This is a genomic window from Aquabacter sediminis, from assembly GCF_028863665.1.
In the GTDB taxonomy this organism is placed as follows: domain Bacteria; phylum Pseudomonadota; class Alphaproteobacteria; order Rhizobiales; family Xanthobacteraceae; genus L1I39.
The window spans coordinates 122,290-136,670 of record NZ_JARBFX010000002.1; the positions used below are offsets into that span (position 1 = coordinate 122,290).

At 59.6% G+C, this 14,381-nt stretch carries 13 protein-coding genes; 8 read left to right on the forward strand and 5 right to left on the reverse strand.

Features of this window, described 5'->3' with window-relative positions:
- Positions 1 to 4 precede the first annotated feature (4 nt).
- The gene (locus tag PV781_RS03590; protein WP_274774263.1) at positions 5 to 1,570 is read right to left on the reverse strand and encodes a hypothetical protein; all 1,566 of its coding nucleotides are present in this window, start codon (positions 1,568 to 1,570) and stop codon (positions 5 to 7) included.
- Positions 1,571 to 1,692: 122 nt separating this feature from the next.
- Between PV781_RS03590 and PV781_RS03595 the strand changes: the two genes are divergently transcribed.
- The 7 genes from PV781_RS03595 to PV781_RS03625 are packed head-to-tail and all read left to right on the forward strand — an operon-like array spanning position 1,693 to position 8,934.
- Entirely contained in the window at positions 1,693 to 2,727 is a 1,035-nt protein-coding gene (locus PV781_RS03595; protein WP_274774264.1) for a class II aldolase/adducin family protein, read from the forward strand.
- Between the two features lie 12 nt (positions 2,728 to 2,739).
- A complete protein-coding gene (locus PV781_RS03600; protein ID WP_274774265.1) occupies positions 2,740 to 4,398 on the forward strand; it encodes an NTP transferase domain-containing protein in 1,659 nt (552 codons plus the stop codon).
- On the forward strand, positions 4,395 to 4,793 hold the full coding sequence (locus tag PV781_RS03605; protein WP_274774266.1) for a GtrA family protein: 399 nt from the start codon (positions 4,395 to 4,397) through the stop codon (positions 4,791 to 4,793). Before PV781_RS03600 ends, PV781_RS03605 begins: the two co-directional genes overlap by 4 nt.
- Positions 4,790 to 5,494: a glycosyltransferase family 2 protein gene (locus PV781_RS03610; RefSeq protein ID WP_274774267.1), complete on the forward strand. Its 705-nt coding sequence runs from the start codon at positions 4,790 to 4,792 to the stop codon at positions 5,492 to 5,494. The genes PV781_RS03605 and PV781_RS03610 overlap by 4 nt, the downstream gene beginning before the upstream one ends.
- Before the next feature lie 19 nt (positions 5,495 to 5,513).
- On the forward strand, positions 5,514 to 6,101 hold the full coding sequence (locus PV781_RS03615; RefSeq protein ID WP_274774268.1) for a phosphatidylinositol-specific phospholipase C/glycerophosphodiester phosphodiesterase family protein: 588 nt from the start codon (positions 5,514 to 5,516) through the stop codon (positions 6,099 to 6,101).
- The gene (locus tag PV781_RS03620) at positions 6,098 to 8,188 is read left to right on the forward strand and encodes a glycosyltransferase 87 family protein (protein ID WP_274774669.1); all 2,091 of its coding nucleotides are present in this window, start codon (positions 6,098 to 6,100) and stop codon (positions 8,186 to 8,188) included. Before PV781_RS03615 ends, PV781_RS03620 begins: the two co-directional genes overlap by 4 nt.
- Positions 8,188 to 8,934, forward strand: coding sequence for an HAD family hydrolase (locus PV781_RS03625; RefSeq protein ID WP_274774269.1), 747 nt, complete (start codon positions 8,188 to 8,190; stop codon positions 8,932 to 8,934). Before PV781_RS03620 ends, PV781_RS03625 begins: the two co-directional genes overlap by 1 nt.
- Positions 8,935 to 8,972: 38 nt before the next feature.
- Here PV781_RS03625 and PV781_RS24040 read toward each other — a convergent pair whose 3' ends face one another.
- Positions 8,973 to 10,112, reverse strand: coding sequence for an NUDIX hydrolase (locus tag PV781_RS24040; protein WP_342455436.1), 1,140 nt, complete (start codon positions 10,110 to 10,112; stop codon positions 8,973 to 8,975).
- A 247-nt stretch (positions 10,113 to 10,359) separates the two neighbouring features.
- On the opposite strand from PV781_RS24040, the gene PV781_RS03635 reads away from it, so the two are divergent.
- Positions 10,360 to 11,661 (forward strand): MFS transporter, encoded by a 1,302-nt coding sequence (locus tag PV781_RS03635; protein ID WP_274774270.1) that lies wholly within the window; start codon positions 10,360 to 10,362, stop codon positions 11,659 to 11,661.
- 66 nt (positions 11,662 to 11,727) lie between these two features.
- Here PV781_RS03635 and PV781_RS03640 read toward each other — a convergent pair whose 3' ends face one another.
- The 3 genes from PV781_RS03640 to PV781_RS03650 are packed head-to-tail and all read right to left on the reverse strand — an operon-like array spanning position 11,728 to position 14,379.
- The gene (locus tag PV781_RS03640) at positions 11,728 to 12,783 is read right to left on the reverse strand and encodes a heme-dependent oxidative N-demethylase family protein (RefSeq protein WP_274774271.1); all 1,056 of its coding nucleotides are present in this window, start codon (positions 12,781 to 12,783) and stop codon (positions 11,728 to 11,730) included.
- Between the two features lie 55 nt (positions 12,784 to 12,838).
- Positions 12,839 to 13,795, reverse strand: coding sequence for a PDR/VanB family oxidoreductase (locus PV781_RS03645; RefSeq protein WP_274774272.1), 957 nt, complete (start codon positions 13,793 to 13,795; stop codon positions 12,839 to 12,841).
- Positions 13,792 to 14,379, reverse strand: a complete 588-nt coding sequence (locus tag PV781_RS03650) for a dimethylamine monooxygenase subunit DmmA family protein (RefSeq protein WP_274774273.1) — start codon at positions 14,377 to 14,379, stop codon at positions 13,792 to 13,794. Before PV781_RS03650 ends, PV781_RS03645 begins: the two co-directional genes overlap by 4 nt.
- Between the last annotated feature and the right edge of the window lie 2 nt (positions 14,380 to 14,381).

Here is a 14,381-nt window from a genome sequence, read left to right on the forward strand (position 1 = left end):
GGAGTTACTGGCTTGACGCCGCCAGCGGCATACCAGAAACAAACCTGAAGCGACTTCCCTTCAAGGGGTCGGGCTCCACACGCACGATCACCCGCACATATTCCCCGTCGGCCGCCACCCCAGGACGATGCCCCTTAACCAGGACGGTATTAGCTTTGCTGTCCACCACAAAATCATCCATTACAAACAACTGCGAACTGGCCAGGCGCCCACCAAGATGCAGGTGGAATGGAACGTAGTCGGGCGCGCCATTCAAATCGAATGTAACCTGAAAACGATCGAAATTTTGAGCGATCGCGCGGAGTGTGCTGCGCAACTGGCCGTCCGAAGCCGCCATCGCCCCGTGGAACGAGACCGTTCGGTCCGGAGAGTACAACGTATTCGAGCCCAGCCACATCGACCAGATAAGCAGCCCGAGGCAAGCGACCTTCACGGAGCCTGAAAACCAGGACGAACCGATCCGCTCAAGTGTCACCCATGCACCCATGGCCCAAAGTATGGCGCCATGCAAAAATGCAGGCGCCAGGTACGAACTGAGCGCACGGTTGTTGCTGGCGGCGAGCACTATCCAAAATAAAACCCCGACCAAATTGAACACGGCTGCAGGCCGGAAGTCACGATGGCTGAAAGCCGCTATCCATCCCAGAATCAGGACGATGCCATATGTCCAGAGAATGGCGGTCGACACTGGACCAAGGAGCGGCAGGGGATTGAAGACATATGGATAATTTCCCTGCAACGGGACCTGCCCCACCCAAAGGAGGCAGGTCCATAGGTTGGACAGGAATTTGGCTGAACTGGCGCGGATGAAGTCCTCTCCGGGAGGAGCCCCACCAGCAAGGGTGTTCGCGATGTAGGTTGGCTGCGTGACTAGGAACATCACGTATAAGGACGCCACCACCGATAAAAGCAGCGCGACGACAAGGACCCTCGCAGGATGCTCCTTCACCAGGCGGATTGCCGGCCTAAAGCGGAGTACCAGCAACACAAGCAGCATCACCGGCGTAACAAGTGTGAACTCCTTGGAGCCACACATTAATGTCAAGCCGAGGACAGCGAGAACTCCGTCGCGCCACTCCAGAGAACCATTATTAAGGAATCGCAAAATCGACAATAAAAACAAGGCATAAGAACACATAAACAAAAAATCGGTTATAGTATACTGAATCATCAATGTCGTAATTATGAAGACATTAGAAAAACCAAATAAAATTAGAAATAATGGATCTACAAAATACGTGACTTTAAAATTTTCACGACTCGACCAACGAAGCATCTGAATCAAAAACGCGACTGAGATAAAAATTCCGAGACAAAACAAGGCGGAAAACACGTACGAATAACGAGAAAATGATATGCCCAGACCCTCATTAAGCCAATACGGGAAGAGATTCAGCGACAACGGACGAAAAAACATTCCATAGACTGAGCTCCATCGCGACGCTGCAATGTAATTGCCGAACTCACCGACAGGACCATATACCGTTGAATAGGCGAACGAAAACGCGGCGAAGATCAGTAGAAAAACAGCGGCGGTCACGCGCAGGTCAAGCTTGCGATCAGAACCCATCGTGAAGCACTTCCTATCCTCTGGCGTCACGCGGCGGCACTTGGCGGGATCCGGGCCGTGTGTCGTCTTGACGATGCACGTTTTGGCAGTTACCACGCCACCATCATTCGAGGGAAGGGCGCATGCACAATGTTCGTGATGATCGGGCCATCACGCGTCCCAGCGACTTCCACGACCTTCTCCGCGCCACGGTCCAACTTGGCGAGAACAGGCTTCTAGTCCAAGGTCCGGGCGGCAACACGTCAATAAAAGACGCGGGCGTTCTGTGGGTCAAGGCATCCGGTATCTGGATGGCTCAGGCTGATGAGCGCAACGGCTTTGTTCCGGTCGACCTTAGTCTAATCCGGGATCAGATCCGCAACGGCCATTCTGAGCCGGGAACCGGAGCGATCCGCACAGATCTCGTGGCGGGAGCCCTGGGGCGGCCGTCTATTGAAACCTCCTTCCACGCACTCCTTCCCCACCGCGTCGTGCTCCATACCCATTCGGTTTCGGTACTCGCAGGTGCAATCCGGGCTGACGCGGAGCAGCTTTTCAACGAGAAGTTGAGGGGACTGAACTGGGCGCTCATCCCCTACGCGCGTCCCGGCTTACCTCTCACGCACCTCATCGCCGACCGCATGATAGACGGCGCTCCAAACGTGCTCGTGCTTCGAAACCATGGACTGGTTGTCGGCGGCGGAAGCGTCGATGAGGCACTTGGAACGATGGCGGAGGTGGAGCGGCGACTCGAACAAGAAACGCTAGAGCACGCGCTTCCCGACCTCGACGAACTCGCCCACCTTGCCCACCACACGGACTGGGTTCTGCCCGCCGACGCCAGCGTCCATCGCCTGGGAGTGGAGCCGCAAGCATTCGCCGTGGCGACAAGATACTCTCTTTATCCAGATCACGTGGTTTTCCTCGGCTCGCGCATTGCGGGGTGTCGAGAGGGCGAGGCTTTACCACCCGATGCCCCGCTTGTCGCAGTGGAAGGCAAAGGCGTTCTGGTCCGGCAGTCCATGAGCGCGGCATCGCTTGCCATGATTGGCTGCCTCTCCGATGTGCTTGCGCGGCTGACCATGGGTGCCACTGTCGAAGGCCTCTCTACTGCACAGGAGAACGAACTCCTGAATTGGGACGCAGAGAAATTGCGCCAATCCCTCAATAGGCCTTAAAGGACGCAAACCATGCAGGTGGTCGTTCCCATGTCTGGATTCGGCGAGCGTTTTCGACGCGCCGGCTATGACATTCCAAAGCCGCTTATACGCGTCGATGGTCGCCCGATCATCGGACATGTCTGCGACATGTTCCCCGACGTGGAAGACATAATCTTCATATGCAATACTGAACACCTGTCCGAACCTAGCTTTCGCATGGAGGAAATCCTGCGGGATTTGCGACCGAACGGGCGGATTGTACCGGTACCGCCGGTCCGCCAGGGTCCGGTTCAAGCCATTCTCAATGCGAGCCATGCCATCGACGTCGATCGGCCGACGGTCATAAATTATTGTGATTTCACCTGTTTCTGGGACTTCGGAAATTTTACGCGTTTCGTGCAAGAGAGCGCATGCGACGGGGCGATTCCTGCCTACACCGGGTTTCACCCGCATATGTTGGGATCGACCAACTATGCCTACGTGCGCGAAAGGGACGGCTGGGTTCTCGACATTCAGGAGAAAAAGCCTTTCACTGACACTCCGATGTCGGAATACGCCTCAAGCGGAACCTATTATTTTCGCAGTGGGGCGCTCGCTCTCGAGTGCTGCAGGCGATCCCGCGCCGATGACAGCCTGCTCCTCAATGGCGAACATTACGTCAGTCTGGCATACAAGCCATTGCTCACCGATGGAGGGAGTGTCGCCGTTTATCCATTGCAACACTTCATGCAATGGGGCACGCCGGAAGATCTCGCCACATATCGGAATTGGTCGCGTGCTTTTCGGCGCCTCGCTGCACCTTCGGCACCCGCCCCGCGGCAGGAGGGAGCGGTGATGATTCCTCTTGCCGGGGCCGGTTCGCGGTTTGTGAAAGAAGGCTATGCGCTGCCGAAGCCGCTGATTCCCGTGTCCGGATCCCCCATGGTTCTCCAGGCCACCAGCGATCTCCCGCAGGCGGACAACCATGTCTTTATTCTAAGAGCTGACTTGCCCGGGCGCCTCGACATCGAAGCAGCGATCCAAGCCGCCAACCCTTCCGCCAACTTGAAAATTCTTGATGCGATCACTGACGGGCAGGCCCGCACCTGTCTGATGGGACTGGACGATGTGCAGGAGGACGCTCCTCTCACAATCGGCGCCTGCGATAATGGCGTCCTCTATGATCCCGAACGTCTCTTCGCGTTGCTCGAAGAGCCATTGGCGGACGTCATCGTTTGGGTGGCGCGCGGACACGCCAATGCGGTACGGCATCCACACATGTATGGTTGGGTTGATGCTGACGGCGACCGCGTTCGATCCGTGTCAGTGAAGCAACCCCTATCGGACCCGAAACACGATCCGATCGTGATAGGAACCTTCACATTTCGCCGCGCCCGGGACTTCAAAAGCTGCGCGGAACACATGATCGCGCGCAATGCCCGCGTGAACGGTGAGTTCTATGTAGACACGTGCATAAATGATGCGGTGCAGCTCGGGCTTTCAGTGCGGATCATGGAGGTGGATGGCTATCTCAGTTGGGGTACGCCGGACGAGCTTCGCACCTTTAATTATTGGCAGTCCTGCTTCCATAAATGGCCGCACCATCCCTATTCGCTGGAAAAAGACCGCCGCGTGCCAGCTTCCCAGAGAGCATCGCTTGAGCGTGTATACGCCCCGGAGCCCCCCCGTCTGCCCGTGAAGCGCCCATGAATACTCCCTTTGCGCGCTTTCTTCTGGTTGGATTAACGACCGTGGGAGTGGATCTGGTGGTCTACCTGATCCTTGTCGCGGCCGGCCTGCACCATCCAGTCGCCAAGGGGACCAGTTTCGCGGCGGGCACAGTCTTCGCGTATTTCGCGAACCGCAGCTACACATTTAGGAGCAACGTCTCAGGCGCGGCTTTCCTTCGGTTCTGTTGCGTGTATGTCACAACTTTTCTGATAAATGTCGGAATGAATCAGCTCATTCTCGAATTGATGGACTTTCCATGGATAATCTACTTGGCTTTCGTGATTGCGACCGGCATCTCGGCCGTTCTTAATTTCATCGGCATGCGCTTCTTCGTATTCACAGATGTGACGAGCGAAAGGACACGGCGCATATGAAGATGTCCCTCGTCATCCCCTGCTACAATGAAGCTGAAAACCTTCCACTGCTCGTTCCTCGATGCCTCGACTTAGTGAAACGGGGGAACATCGAGGTTGTTCTTGTGGACAACGGCTCCAGCGATGATAGCGCTCATGTGATGCGAGACCTTCTGGCTGGGCAGGAGGCATTGCGGAGCGTGCGCGTGGAGACCAACCAAGGCTATGGCTACGGCATCTTAGCGGGACTGCGAGCGGCGCGTGGCGACGTATTGGCCTGGACCCACGCCGATATGCAGACCAATCCGCTTGATGTGCTGACAGGCCTTGAATTCTTTGAACAAGCGCGGGATCCACACCGGACGTTTGTGAAGGGCCGTCGATACGGGCGCCCTCTGTCCGACACCCTTTTCACGGTCGGCATGTCGGTTTTCGAGACCATACTCATGCAAGCGGATCTGACAGACATAAATGCTCAGCCGACCATGTTTCATCGCCACTTTTTCGAAACTTGGTCAGAGCCGCCCCACGACTTCTCGCTAGACCTTTACGCTTTTTACATGGCACGTCGTTCGGGCCTGGATGTTAAGCGCTTTCCTGTGCGCTTTGGTGAGCGGGCCCATGGCTTGTCGCACTGGAACGTCAATTGGGCCGCAAAACGGAAATTCATCGAGCGAACAATAAAGTACAGCTTGGACCTTCGGCGGAAAGTCGGCAGGTAACATTAAAAGGCACGGAGCCATGCATCTCATACGCCATCGCCGCAATACTGTAGATGAATTACGTGCGACACCTAGCAATCTGGGCGTCGAGGTGGATATCCGCAGCCAGGGCGAACGACTCGTCATTCATCACGACCCGTTCGTTGAGGGAGAAGACTTTCTCACCTGGATTTCACATTATCAGCACGGCACCTTGATCCTCAACGTAAAAGAGGAAGGACTTGAAGACCGCCTGATTGACGTCATGCGTGATCGAAATATTTCTGACTTCTTCTTCCTTGACCAATCATTTCCGTTTCTGATCAGAACTTCTCGGCGAGGCGAGAGACGCTGCGCGGTGCGTGTCTCTGAGTTTGAAACCATAGATACCGCACTCACGCTCGCCGGCAAAATTGATTGGGTGTGGGTTGATTGCTTCACCAGATTCCCGCTCACGGGAGGTCAGGCCCATCGGTTGCAGGAGGCGGGCTTTCGCCTCTGCCTCGTTTCGCCCGAGCTTCAGGGGCGCACAGATCCGCAAGAGATCGTCGCGCTGCGTGCACTGCTGGACGCCGAAGAGATTGCGCCGGAAGCTGTATGCACGAAGGATCCGACACAGTGGCAATGACGCTCCCCGAAAGGATTCGGGATGCTTATTCAATTTCCTCAACGGATCCCGTCTTCCGTTGGGGAATGCTGCTGCGGATCGCTTTGATCGTCGCTGTCACGCCGATTGCTCATAGCGAGTGGTTCGCACCATTCCTGCAGCATGCCCTCGAAAACCCCTTAAATGCCTGGGGCGCACACTTGGCGCAGGGAGGTGACGTAAGAGCGTTCCCTTACGGTATATTTATGTTACTGCCCTTGCTGCCTGGAGCCCTCCTCGGAGCCTTGGCGCAGTTAATGACCGGATGGCCAATCTGGGGTTACCTAGGAATCTCTGCGACTGTTCTCATTGTCGATACGCTTGTTCTGTTCATGCTCGTGTCGATGAATGTCGCACGATCGCATCGTATCATTATTCTGTACTGGCTCTCGCCAATCGTCCTATATGTCTGCTACTGGCACGGCCAGCTCGACATCATCCCAGTTTTTTTTCTGGTCCTGTCGATGCTCTTTTTGAAAGAGAGACGGTCCGGTTGGTCGGGTGCATTGGTGGCCGCTGCGGCATCGGCAAAGCTAAGCATGTTGATCGCCCCTCCGATTATGCTGCTCTATCTTGCGTCCGCGCGGCGCCGTTTCGTTCAGATACCTGCTTATCTCGTGTCGTTTTCCATTGTATTCCTAATATCTGAGCTACCCATCATACTTTCGAGCTCCGCCCGCACGATGGTCTTGGGCACCCCAGAGATCGACAAAGTATACGACTTCGCACTGACAGTCACATCTGGCGTGAAGATATACATTGTTCCAATTGCATACCTCCTTGTTCTTTTCAGCGCCTGGCTTGTGCGCCGCATTAGTTTTGATCTTCTTATTGCGCTGACCGGAGTATCTTTTCTAGTCATAGTCCTCCTGACACCTGCCTCGCCGGGCTGGTATCTTTGGACTGTGCCATTTCTGGTTGTAACACTCGCGCCGTCACGTCGCCGCACGGCTATGCTGATCGCTGCCTACTCCATCGTCTTTGTTATTTTTCATCTCATCAACTCCAGCGGCGCCGGAGTGCTTGGAATCGAGCCAGCCTTCGGACGTTGGCTGCAGGGCCTGCAATCCGATAACCGTTTGATGTCCCTCTGGCTGTCCTTGCTGTTCGTGCTCGGACTTATGCTATGCGTCCTTCTGCTGCGCGACGGTGTTCTGCGGAACGATTTCTTCCGGTTGAGCCGGCGCCCCGTCTTGCTTGGGATCGCAGGAGACAGCGGATCTGGAAAAGATACGCTGGCCGAAGCGCTCATCGGGCTCGTTGGGCCGGAATCGGCTACCCACGTTTCCGGAGATGATTACCATTCCTGGGATCGTCACAAGCCAATGTGGCAGGTGATGACACATCTCAACCCGCGTGCAAACGACCTCGACTCGTTCCGAAGAGACATCCTTCAATTGTCACTCGGCCGGTCGATCATGAACCGACATTACGATCATGAACGCGGGAAAATGACCCGCCCGCGCTTGGTACCGGCACGCGATGTGTTGGTCGTTGCGAGCGGTCTACATGCTCTTTACGATCCTGAATTAGTGCGTCTTTATGATGTGTGCGTTTTCCTGGAGATGGACGAGACGCTGCGGCGGCATCTAAAGCTTCAGCGCGACGTGACAGTTCGTGGCCATACGCCCGACCGGGTGCTTTCCTCCATTGAGCGCCGGCTGCCAGATCGGCGGCGTTTCATTGATCCACAGGCCCGCAATGCGGACATCTTTTTTCAGATCCGGCCTGTACGACACGTAGATCTCAGCAACTATGCCAGTCGGCTGCCAAGGCTTGAGCTCTATGTGCGCCTGTCCCACGGCACGCCCTATAAACCGCTAATACGGAATCTGGTGGGCGTGTGCGGCATTGATGCGAACGTCACCGAGAACGATGCTCCAGGTCCAGTGGAAATCGTGCTTGAAGGGACCATTCCCGTTGATCTAGTTAGGCTTGCGGCTAAGTCTTTGGACGACCATATGTTTGAGATTCTCGGATACGAGCCAGTCTGGCAGCCTGATACGACGGGCCTCATGCAGTTGTTCATTGCCAATCAGATTGCCTCCGCACTCAGAAAGCGTCTGTGATGATCCGCATCAACAATCAGGCATCTGTGGCTGCCGCTCCGAATTGCGTCATCTTCGATCTCGACGACACGCTCTATCCCTATGCCCCTTCCCACGCCAAAGCCATGGAGACTGTGCGCGAAAAGGCGATCCAGAGCATCGGGCTGACCGCACAACAATTTGACGATGCCTTCACAGAGGCCCGCAAGCAGGTCAAAGAAACCCTGAAAGGAACCGCAAGCTCTCATAGTCGTTTGCTCTATTTTCAGCGGCTACTTGAACTTGTGGGGCTACGCAGCCAAGCACTTCTCGCTTTGGACCTCGAACAGGCCTACTGGCGTCGTTTCTTAGATGAGGCGCATCTTTTCCACGGCGTTATGGAGTTTCTTGACGACCTGCGCCTGAACGGCACGCCTATTGCTCTTGTGAGCGACCTGACCACCCAGATTCAGTTGCGCAAGCTCGTTTATCTTGGTCTGGACAGTCATTTTGAACACATTGTAACCTCGGAAGAGGCCGGCAAGGAAAAGCCAGATCCGTCTCCCTTCCGGCTCGCCATGAACAAGCTCGGTGATGTCGGATCAAATATCTGGATGATCGGTGATAATCCCGTCGCAGACATTCGTGGCGCTCGCGCCTGTTTGAATGCAGTTACGTTCCAGAAGGTTCATGACGGTGTGCGGGTGGGGGAAGCAGGGGACGCGCCGGATGTCGTCTTCCATGAGTTTTCAGAGCTACGCGCGCTCTTTTCCCGCTTGGTGAGGTAGGGCAACGCCAGGTCATGACGTGCTCTTTCTCTGATCGCTTAACTCCCCCCGTCATCCTGCTCGCGCGCGACAGTGGATGACCGAATCGGGCGTTTCTTTGCTTTTGCGGGCTTTTCCGGCTTATGGTTTTTGGTGGCCTTAACTGCCCCACTATCAGGGAGTTGCTCGGAAAGCTGCGCGACCTCGGTCCTTTTTCCCTTCCCTGCGGACGGCACGTCCCGCAAACCTGTGGCAGGTTCGTCAGGCATCATCGCATCTGCGGGGGTCATCGTAACAGCCCCGCGTAAGACCTTTGCGCTTTTCGGCTCGGGCGCGCCTGACTGAAGGGTCAGAGGTTTCTTTTTTCCTTTGGTCTTTACGGCGAGGTTTGCGGTCGCCCCACTATCCGCTTGCTTTTTTTTCGCAACGGAACTGTCAGGCTGCGAGCTCTCTGATAGCTGCTCTTTGGGCTCCTGGAGGGGCAACCCACTGCGCTTCAATGCTCGAGTGACCTTCGCTACCTTGGTACGGTCGAGTGCTGATGTCAGCGCGTTGAGAGAGGGGTTTTCGGCCGCCACACTGGCAACTTTTTCGTCTTTTGCGGCGGGTGATTGCCGCCCCGTCTTTCCCTTCTTCTTCGCATCCGCCTCGTCACCCCCCGTCTTCGCCACCGCCTTCTTCTTCGGCGCAGCGCGGGTCGGCTTGTCCGCCTCGGCCTTCGCCCGTGCGGCGGCCGCTTGCTTGGCCAGTTTCTGGGCGTGGCGCTCGGCCATTACCGTCCCGAATTCCAGGATGAGGCTGGCCAGTTCCGGCTCCTGCACCACCGAGGCGGCGGTTTCGATGGAGAACCAGAAGCCGACCCGCTGGGAGCGCTCCGGCCATTTCTTCAGATAGCGCTTCACCTTCATGGGGAAGACCATCACCTCGCACAGCACCGAGCGGGTGGCGGACAGGCGCTTGTCGTAGCGATAGATGCCGAGAGGCGCGCTGGCGATGGAGCCCAGCAGCCCGGCTTCCTCATAGGCCTCGCGCGCGGCGGCCTTGTGCGGGGGGATGCCCTTCATGGGCCAGCCCTTGGGGATCACCCAGCGGCGCGTCTCGCGGGACGTCACGAGGCGCAGCTGCACCTCCCCATCCTGCCGCACGCGATAGGGCAGCGCCGCATATTGGACGCGGTATGTGCCGTTGGTGTCCGCCATGCCGCGAATCCCGAACCCACCTCTCTAAAGGCGCGCAATATCACCTAAGGGAGCGTCAGGATCATGTCTCGGCCGAAAAATGTGCAGGCCAGGCCACCAAATGTTCATTCCACCCGCACTCCCGCCCCGACAAAGGCCGGGCGCGCCACGCCGAACCCGCGCACCGGCTTGTGACGACCTGCCCCTCTGCCCATGGCACTCCCTTTGCGTCAGGATGGTGACATCGATCATGGGTTGGGGGCAGGGCATGATTACGGATGACCAGGGACCAGAACTGGCCACGCGCACATCGCTGCGGGGCTGGCTGATCTGGGGCACGGCGGCACTTTTCTATCTCTACGAATTCTTCGTGCGCGTGGCGCCCTCCACCATGGAGCCGGAGCTGCAGGCCCATTTCGGCCTCACCGCCGCGGCGCTCGGGGCGGCGGCGGGCACCTATTACCTCATCTACTCGCCCATGCAGCTCATGTCGGGCACCATCATCGACCGGTTTGGCCCCAAGACCGTGCTGCTGGCCTCCGCGCTCATCTGCACGCTGGGCGCCTTCCTGGAAATCCTCGGCAGCGCGCCCTTCCTGCTGGTGGCCGCGCGCTTCTGCCAGGGCCTCGGCTCGGCCTTCGCCTTCGTGGGCACCATGTATCTGGCGGCGGAATGGTTTCCCCGCTCCATGCTGGCGCTGCTCGCCGGGCTGACCACCTCGCTCGGCATGGCCGGCGCCATCATCGGCAATGCGGGCATCGCCCACATGGTGCAGAGCATGGGCTGGCAATCCTCGCTGATGGTGGCCGGCTTCGTGGGACTTGCCATCGCCGCGCTGATCGGGCTGATCGTGCCCCATCGCTCGCGCCTCGCGCAGGTGACGGCGCACATCAAGAAACCCAGTGTGATCGCCGCGCTCAAGGTGGTCTATTCCAACCCGCAGAGCTGGTACATCGGCATCGTGGGGGCCGCGCTCTACATGCCGCTGTCCATCCTCGGCGCGCTGTGGGGCGAAAACTATGTCTCCTCCATCACCGGTGCCACCAAGGTGGAGGCGGCGGGCGCCATCTCCATGATGTATGTGGGCTGGCTGGTGGGTGGCCCGGTGGTGGGCTATGTGTCGGACCGGTTGAATGCGCGGCGCGTCTTCCTCCTGGGGGCGAGCGTGGCGACCCTGGCGGTGACGCTGGCCATCGCCCTCCTGCCCGCGGTGTCGCTGCCGGGCATGTATGTGCTGATGCTGCTGCTGGGCCTTGCCTCCACCTCCGAGGTGGTGTGCTTCGCGGCTGCGGTGGAGCACAATCCCTCCAACGTCACCGGCACCGCCATCGCCTCCACCAACATGATCATCATGCTGCTGGGTGGCGTGGGCGAATGGGGCTTCGGGGCCCTGCTGGATCTGTTCAATGATCCCGATGCCGCGGCAGGCGACTATTCCATGACCGCCTATCGTCTCGCCATCGGCTTGCTGCCGGTCTTCTGCGCGGTGGGCTTGATGGCCGGGCTGCTGCTGAAGGATGCGGAGGAGGACGCCGCGGAGGAAGCCGCGGTCGAGGGGATCGCGGCCTGAGCGGAAGCGGCGAACGCGCCTCCTGTCCCGGCCGACGGCAATGCCGGCCGGGCTTCCGCTTGATGTTCAGAGCGCGGCAAGGTCGCTCTGGATGCCCTTGGAAAGAGGCGCACCGTCGTCGAAGGGGGCGAGAGTGTCGATCACCATCTGCCGGTAGCGCGGCAGGCCCTTATATTCCTGGATGGCGGGGTGGAGGTCGCGCAGCACCCGGTGCAGGCGCTTGCGCCATTTGGGCACGCGGGAGAGCTCCGCGACGCTCGCCAGATAGCAGCGGATGCCGAACAGGATGGCGTTGGAGCGCGGCAGGCGGAACAGGGTCTGCAATTCCACCCGCAGATGCACCTTCTCGGCCACGTTTTCCGGCGTGATGGTGGTGCGGTCCGGCCCCCAGACGGGATAGTTTTCCGGCGAGGTGTCGAGGCGCGGATTGATGGTCATGGTCCAGTTGAGCCGCCGCACCGGCTGGCCATATTGCAGGCGCAGCAGATATTTCAGCGCCCGGTCGAACACCCCCTTCTCATGGGCGAGCGGCACCGGCCCGTGCCATTCGTGGAAGCTCATGCCGATGTCGAATTCCAGCGACCAGTCGGCCTGTGTGGTGACCATGCCGCCATCCACATAGAGATTGTCCTCCCGCTGGTCCTGGAGCGTGAAGTCGCCCTGGGCCTGGCGGGTGATGTATTCGAAGGGCGGGCACGGCAGGGTGTCGGCCTTGCCGAAGGTGAAGGTCTGCTGGATCGAGAGCGGCTTGTTCACCCAGGTCCAGAGGTCGCCATCCTTCGAGAGGGAGAAGAGGTCGGGGTAATCCGCCGCCAGGCTCTCCATGATCAGTTCCAGCGTATCCCATTGGGCGAGCTCCATATGGGGCAGCACCTGGCAGCGCTTGGGATCCTCGGCGAGCACCAGCGCCCGCTCCCGGCACTCGGCCACATAATGCTCGTCCACATCGAACGCCGCCTGGAAAGCGGCGGTGGGGCCGCCGCGCACATGGGGCTCGATGTTCACCGAATACATGTATTCGTCTTCGGGGAAGGGAAAGGGAAAGCGCAGGATGCCGGCGTCGGAGTTCCGATAGGTGAAATCCTTGCGGAAGGTCTCATCCGGCTTGAATTGCAGGGTCATGGCTTGTCCTCGGCAATGGCTGTCCAACGCCCGGGCGCGGGCGGCGGGAAAAGGATCACAAATCGAGCACGAGCCGGGCGCCGCGGGCACGGGAGACGCACAGCATGATGGCGCCCTGGGACGCCTTCTCCTCGGCGGAGAGGAAGTCGTCGCGATGCTCCACCTCGCCTTCCAGCACCGCGACCTTGCATTCGCCGCAGGCCCCGCCCCGGCACAGGCAGGGCGCATCGATGCCGGCGGCTTCCACCGCCTCCAGGAGCGACTGGGTCTCGCCCACCTCCACCTCGATGCCGGAGCGCGCCAGCAGCGCCTTGAAGGGCAGGCCGCCGGAGGTCTCGCCGAAGCTCTCCTTGTGGATCTTGCCAGGAGGCCAGCCGAGCGCCGCCGCCGTGCTCGCCACCGCCTCCATCAGCGAACGGGGGCCGCACGTATAGACATGGGTGCCGAGCGGCTGGCGGGCGAGGATGCCGGCGAGGTCAAAGCGCGCCCGCCCGGTGCCGTGCACCAGGATTTCCCCTGCCTCGCCATAGGGCGCGAGCAGGGCCTCGAACACGCCGGCCTCCTCCGGGGCGCACAATTGGTGCATCTCGAACTTGAGGCCCCGCTCCTTCAGAAGGTGGAGGTGGGACAAGAGCGGCGTGATGCCGATGCCGCCGCCGATCAAGAGGTGCTTGCGCGCCTTGGCCTGGAGCGGGAACAGGTTCACCGGATAGCCGATGTCGATCACATCCCCTTCCCGCGCCTGCTGGTGCAGGAAGGCCGAGCCGCCGCGCGACTGGGCGACGCGGCGCACGATGATCTCGTAGCGGTCCCGCGCCTCAGCGGGCGAGACCAGGGAATAGGCGTTCTTCATAACCCGCCCGCCATCGCGCAGGGTGAGCAGGATGTGGGCGCCTGGCGCCGGGGTGGGCAACTCGCCGCCATGGGCCGCCTCCAGCGCGAAGCGCTTCAGGCTCGCGCCCAAGGGCTCGATCTCGCGGATGCGGACGGACAAAGTGGGCGCGGCGGTCATGCGTAGAGCTCCTCGGCGGCCGGCACGTCGCCGGGGGCTTCGGCATCCACCTGGACGCCCATGAAGGCGGACAGGCGGCGGGAAAAGTGGTCGCGGACGAACAGGCTGGCCCCGCAGCCCGAGCAGGTGACGATGGAGGTGGTCACCTTCTCCGTCACTGCCCGGCAATGGACGCAAAAGATCCGCCGCGCCTTGGTGCCGGAATGGGTGAAGCGCATTTCCTGTCGGCTGAGGCCGGCTTTCTCGCCCACGCCATAGACGTCCCACAGGAAGTCCTCGGGGCCCACCGCATAAAGGCGCAGCCCCATGGTCTCGCGGGCGAGCCGTTCTTCCAAAGCGGAGAAAAGATGGGCCGGGGAGCGGAAGGCCCGCACCGTGCCCGCCGCTTCCTCCGTGATGGCGGAGGGCGGAAGGGCGGACTTGCGGACCACCGTCCAAACCTCGAAGGCGGAGGGCGCAAAGCCCTCCGCCACCGCGTCCGAGGGGACGTCCTCGCTTGGCACCACCAGAAGGTGGTGCCGGCCCGCCGGATCGATCTCCAACGGCTGGTAGCGGGGACGGCTCTTGATGCCTTGGTCGGTCATCG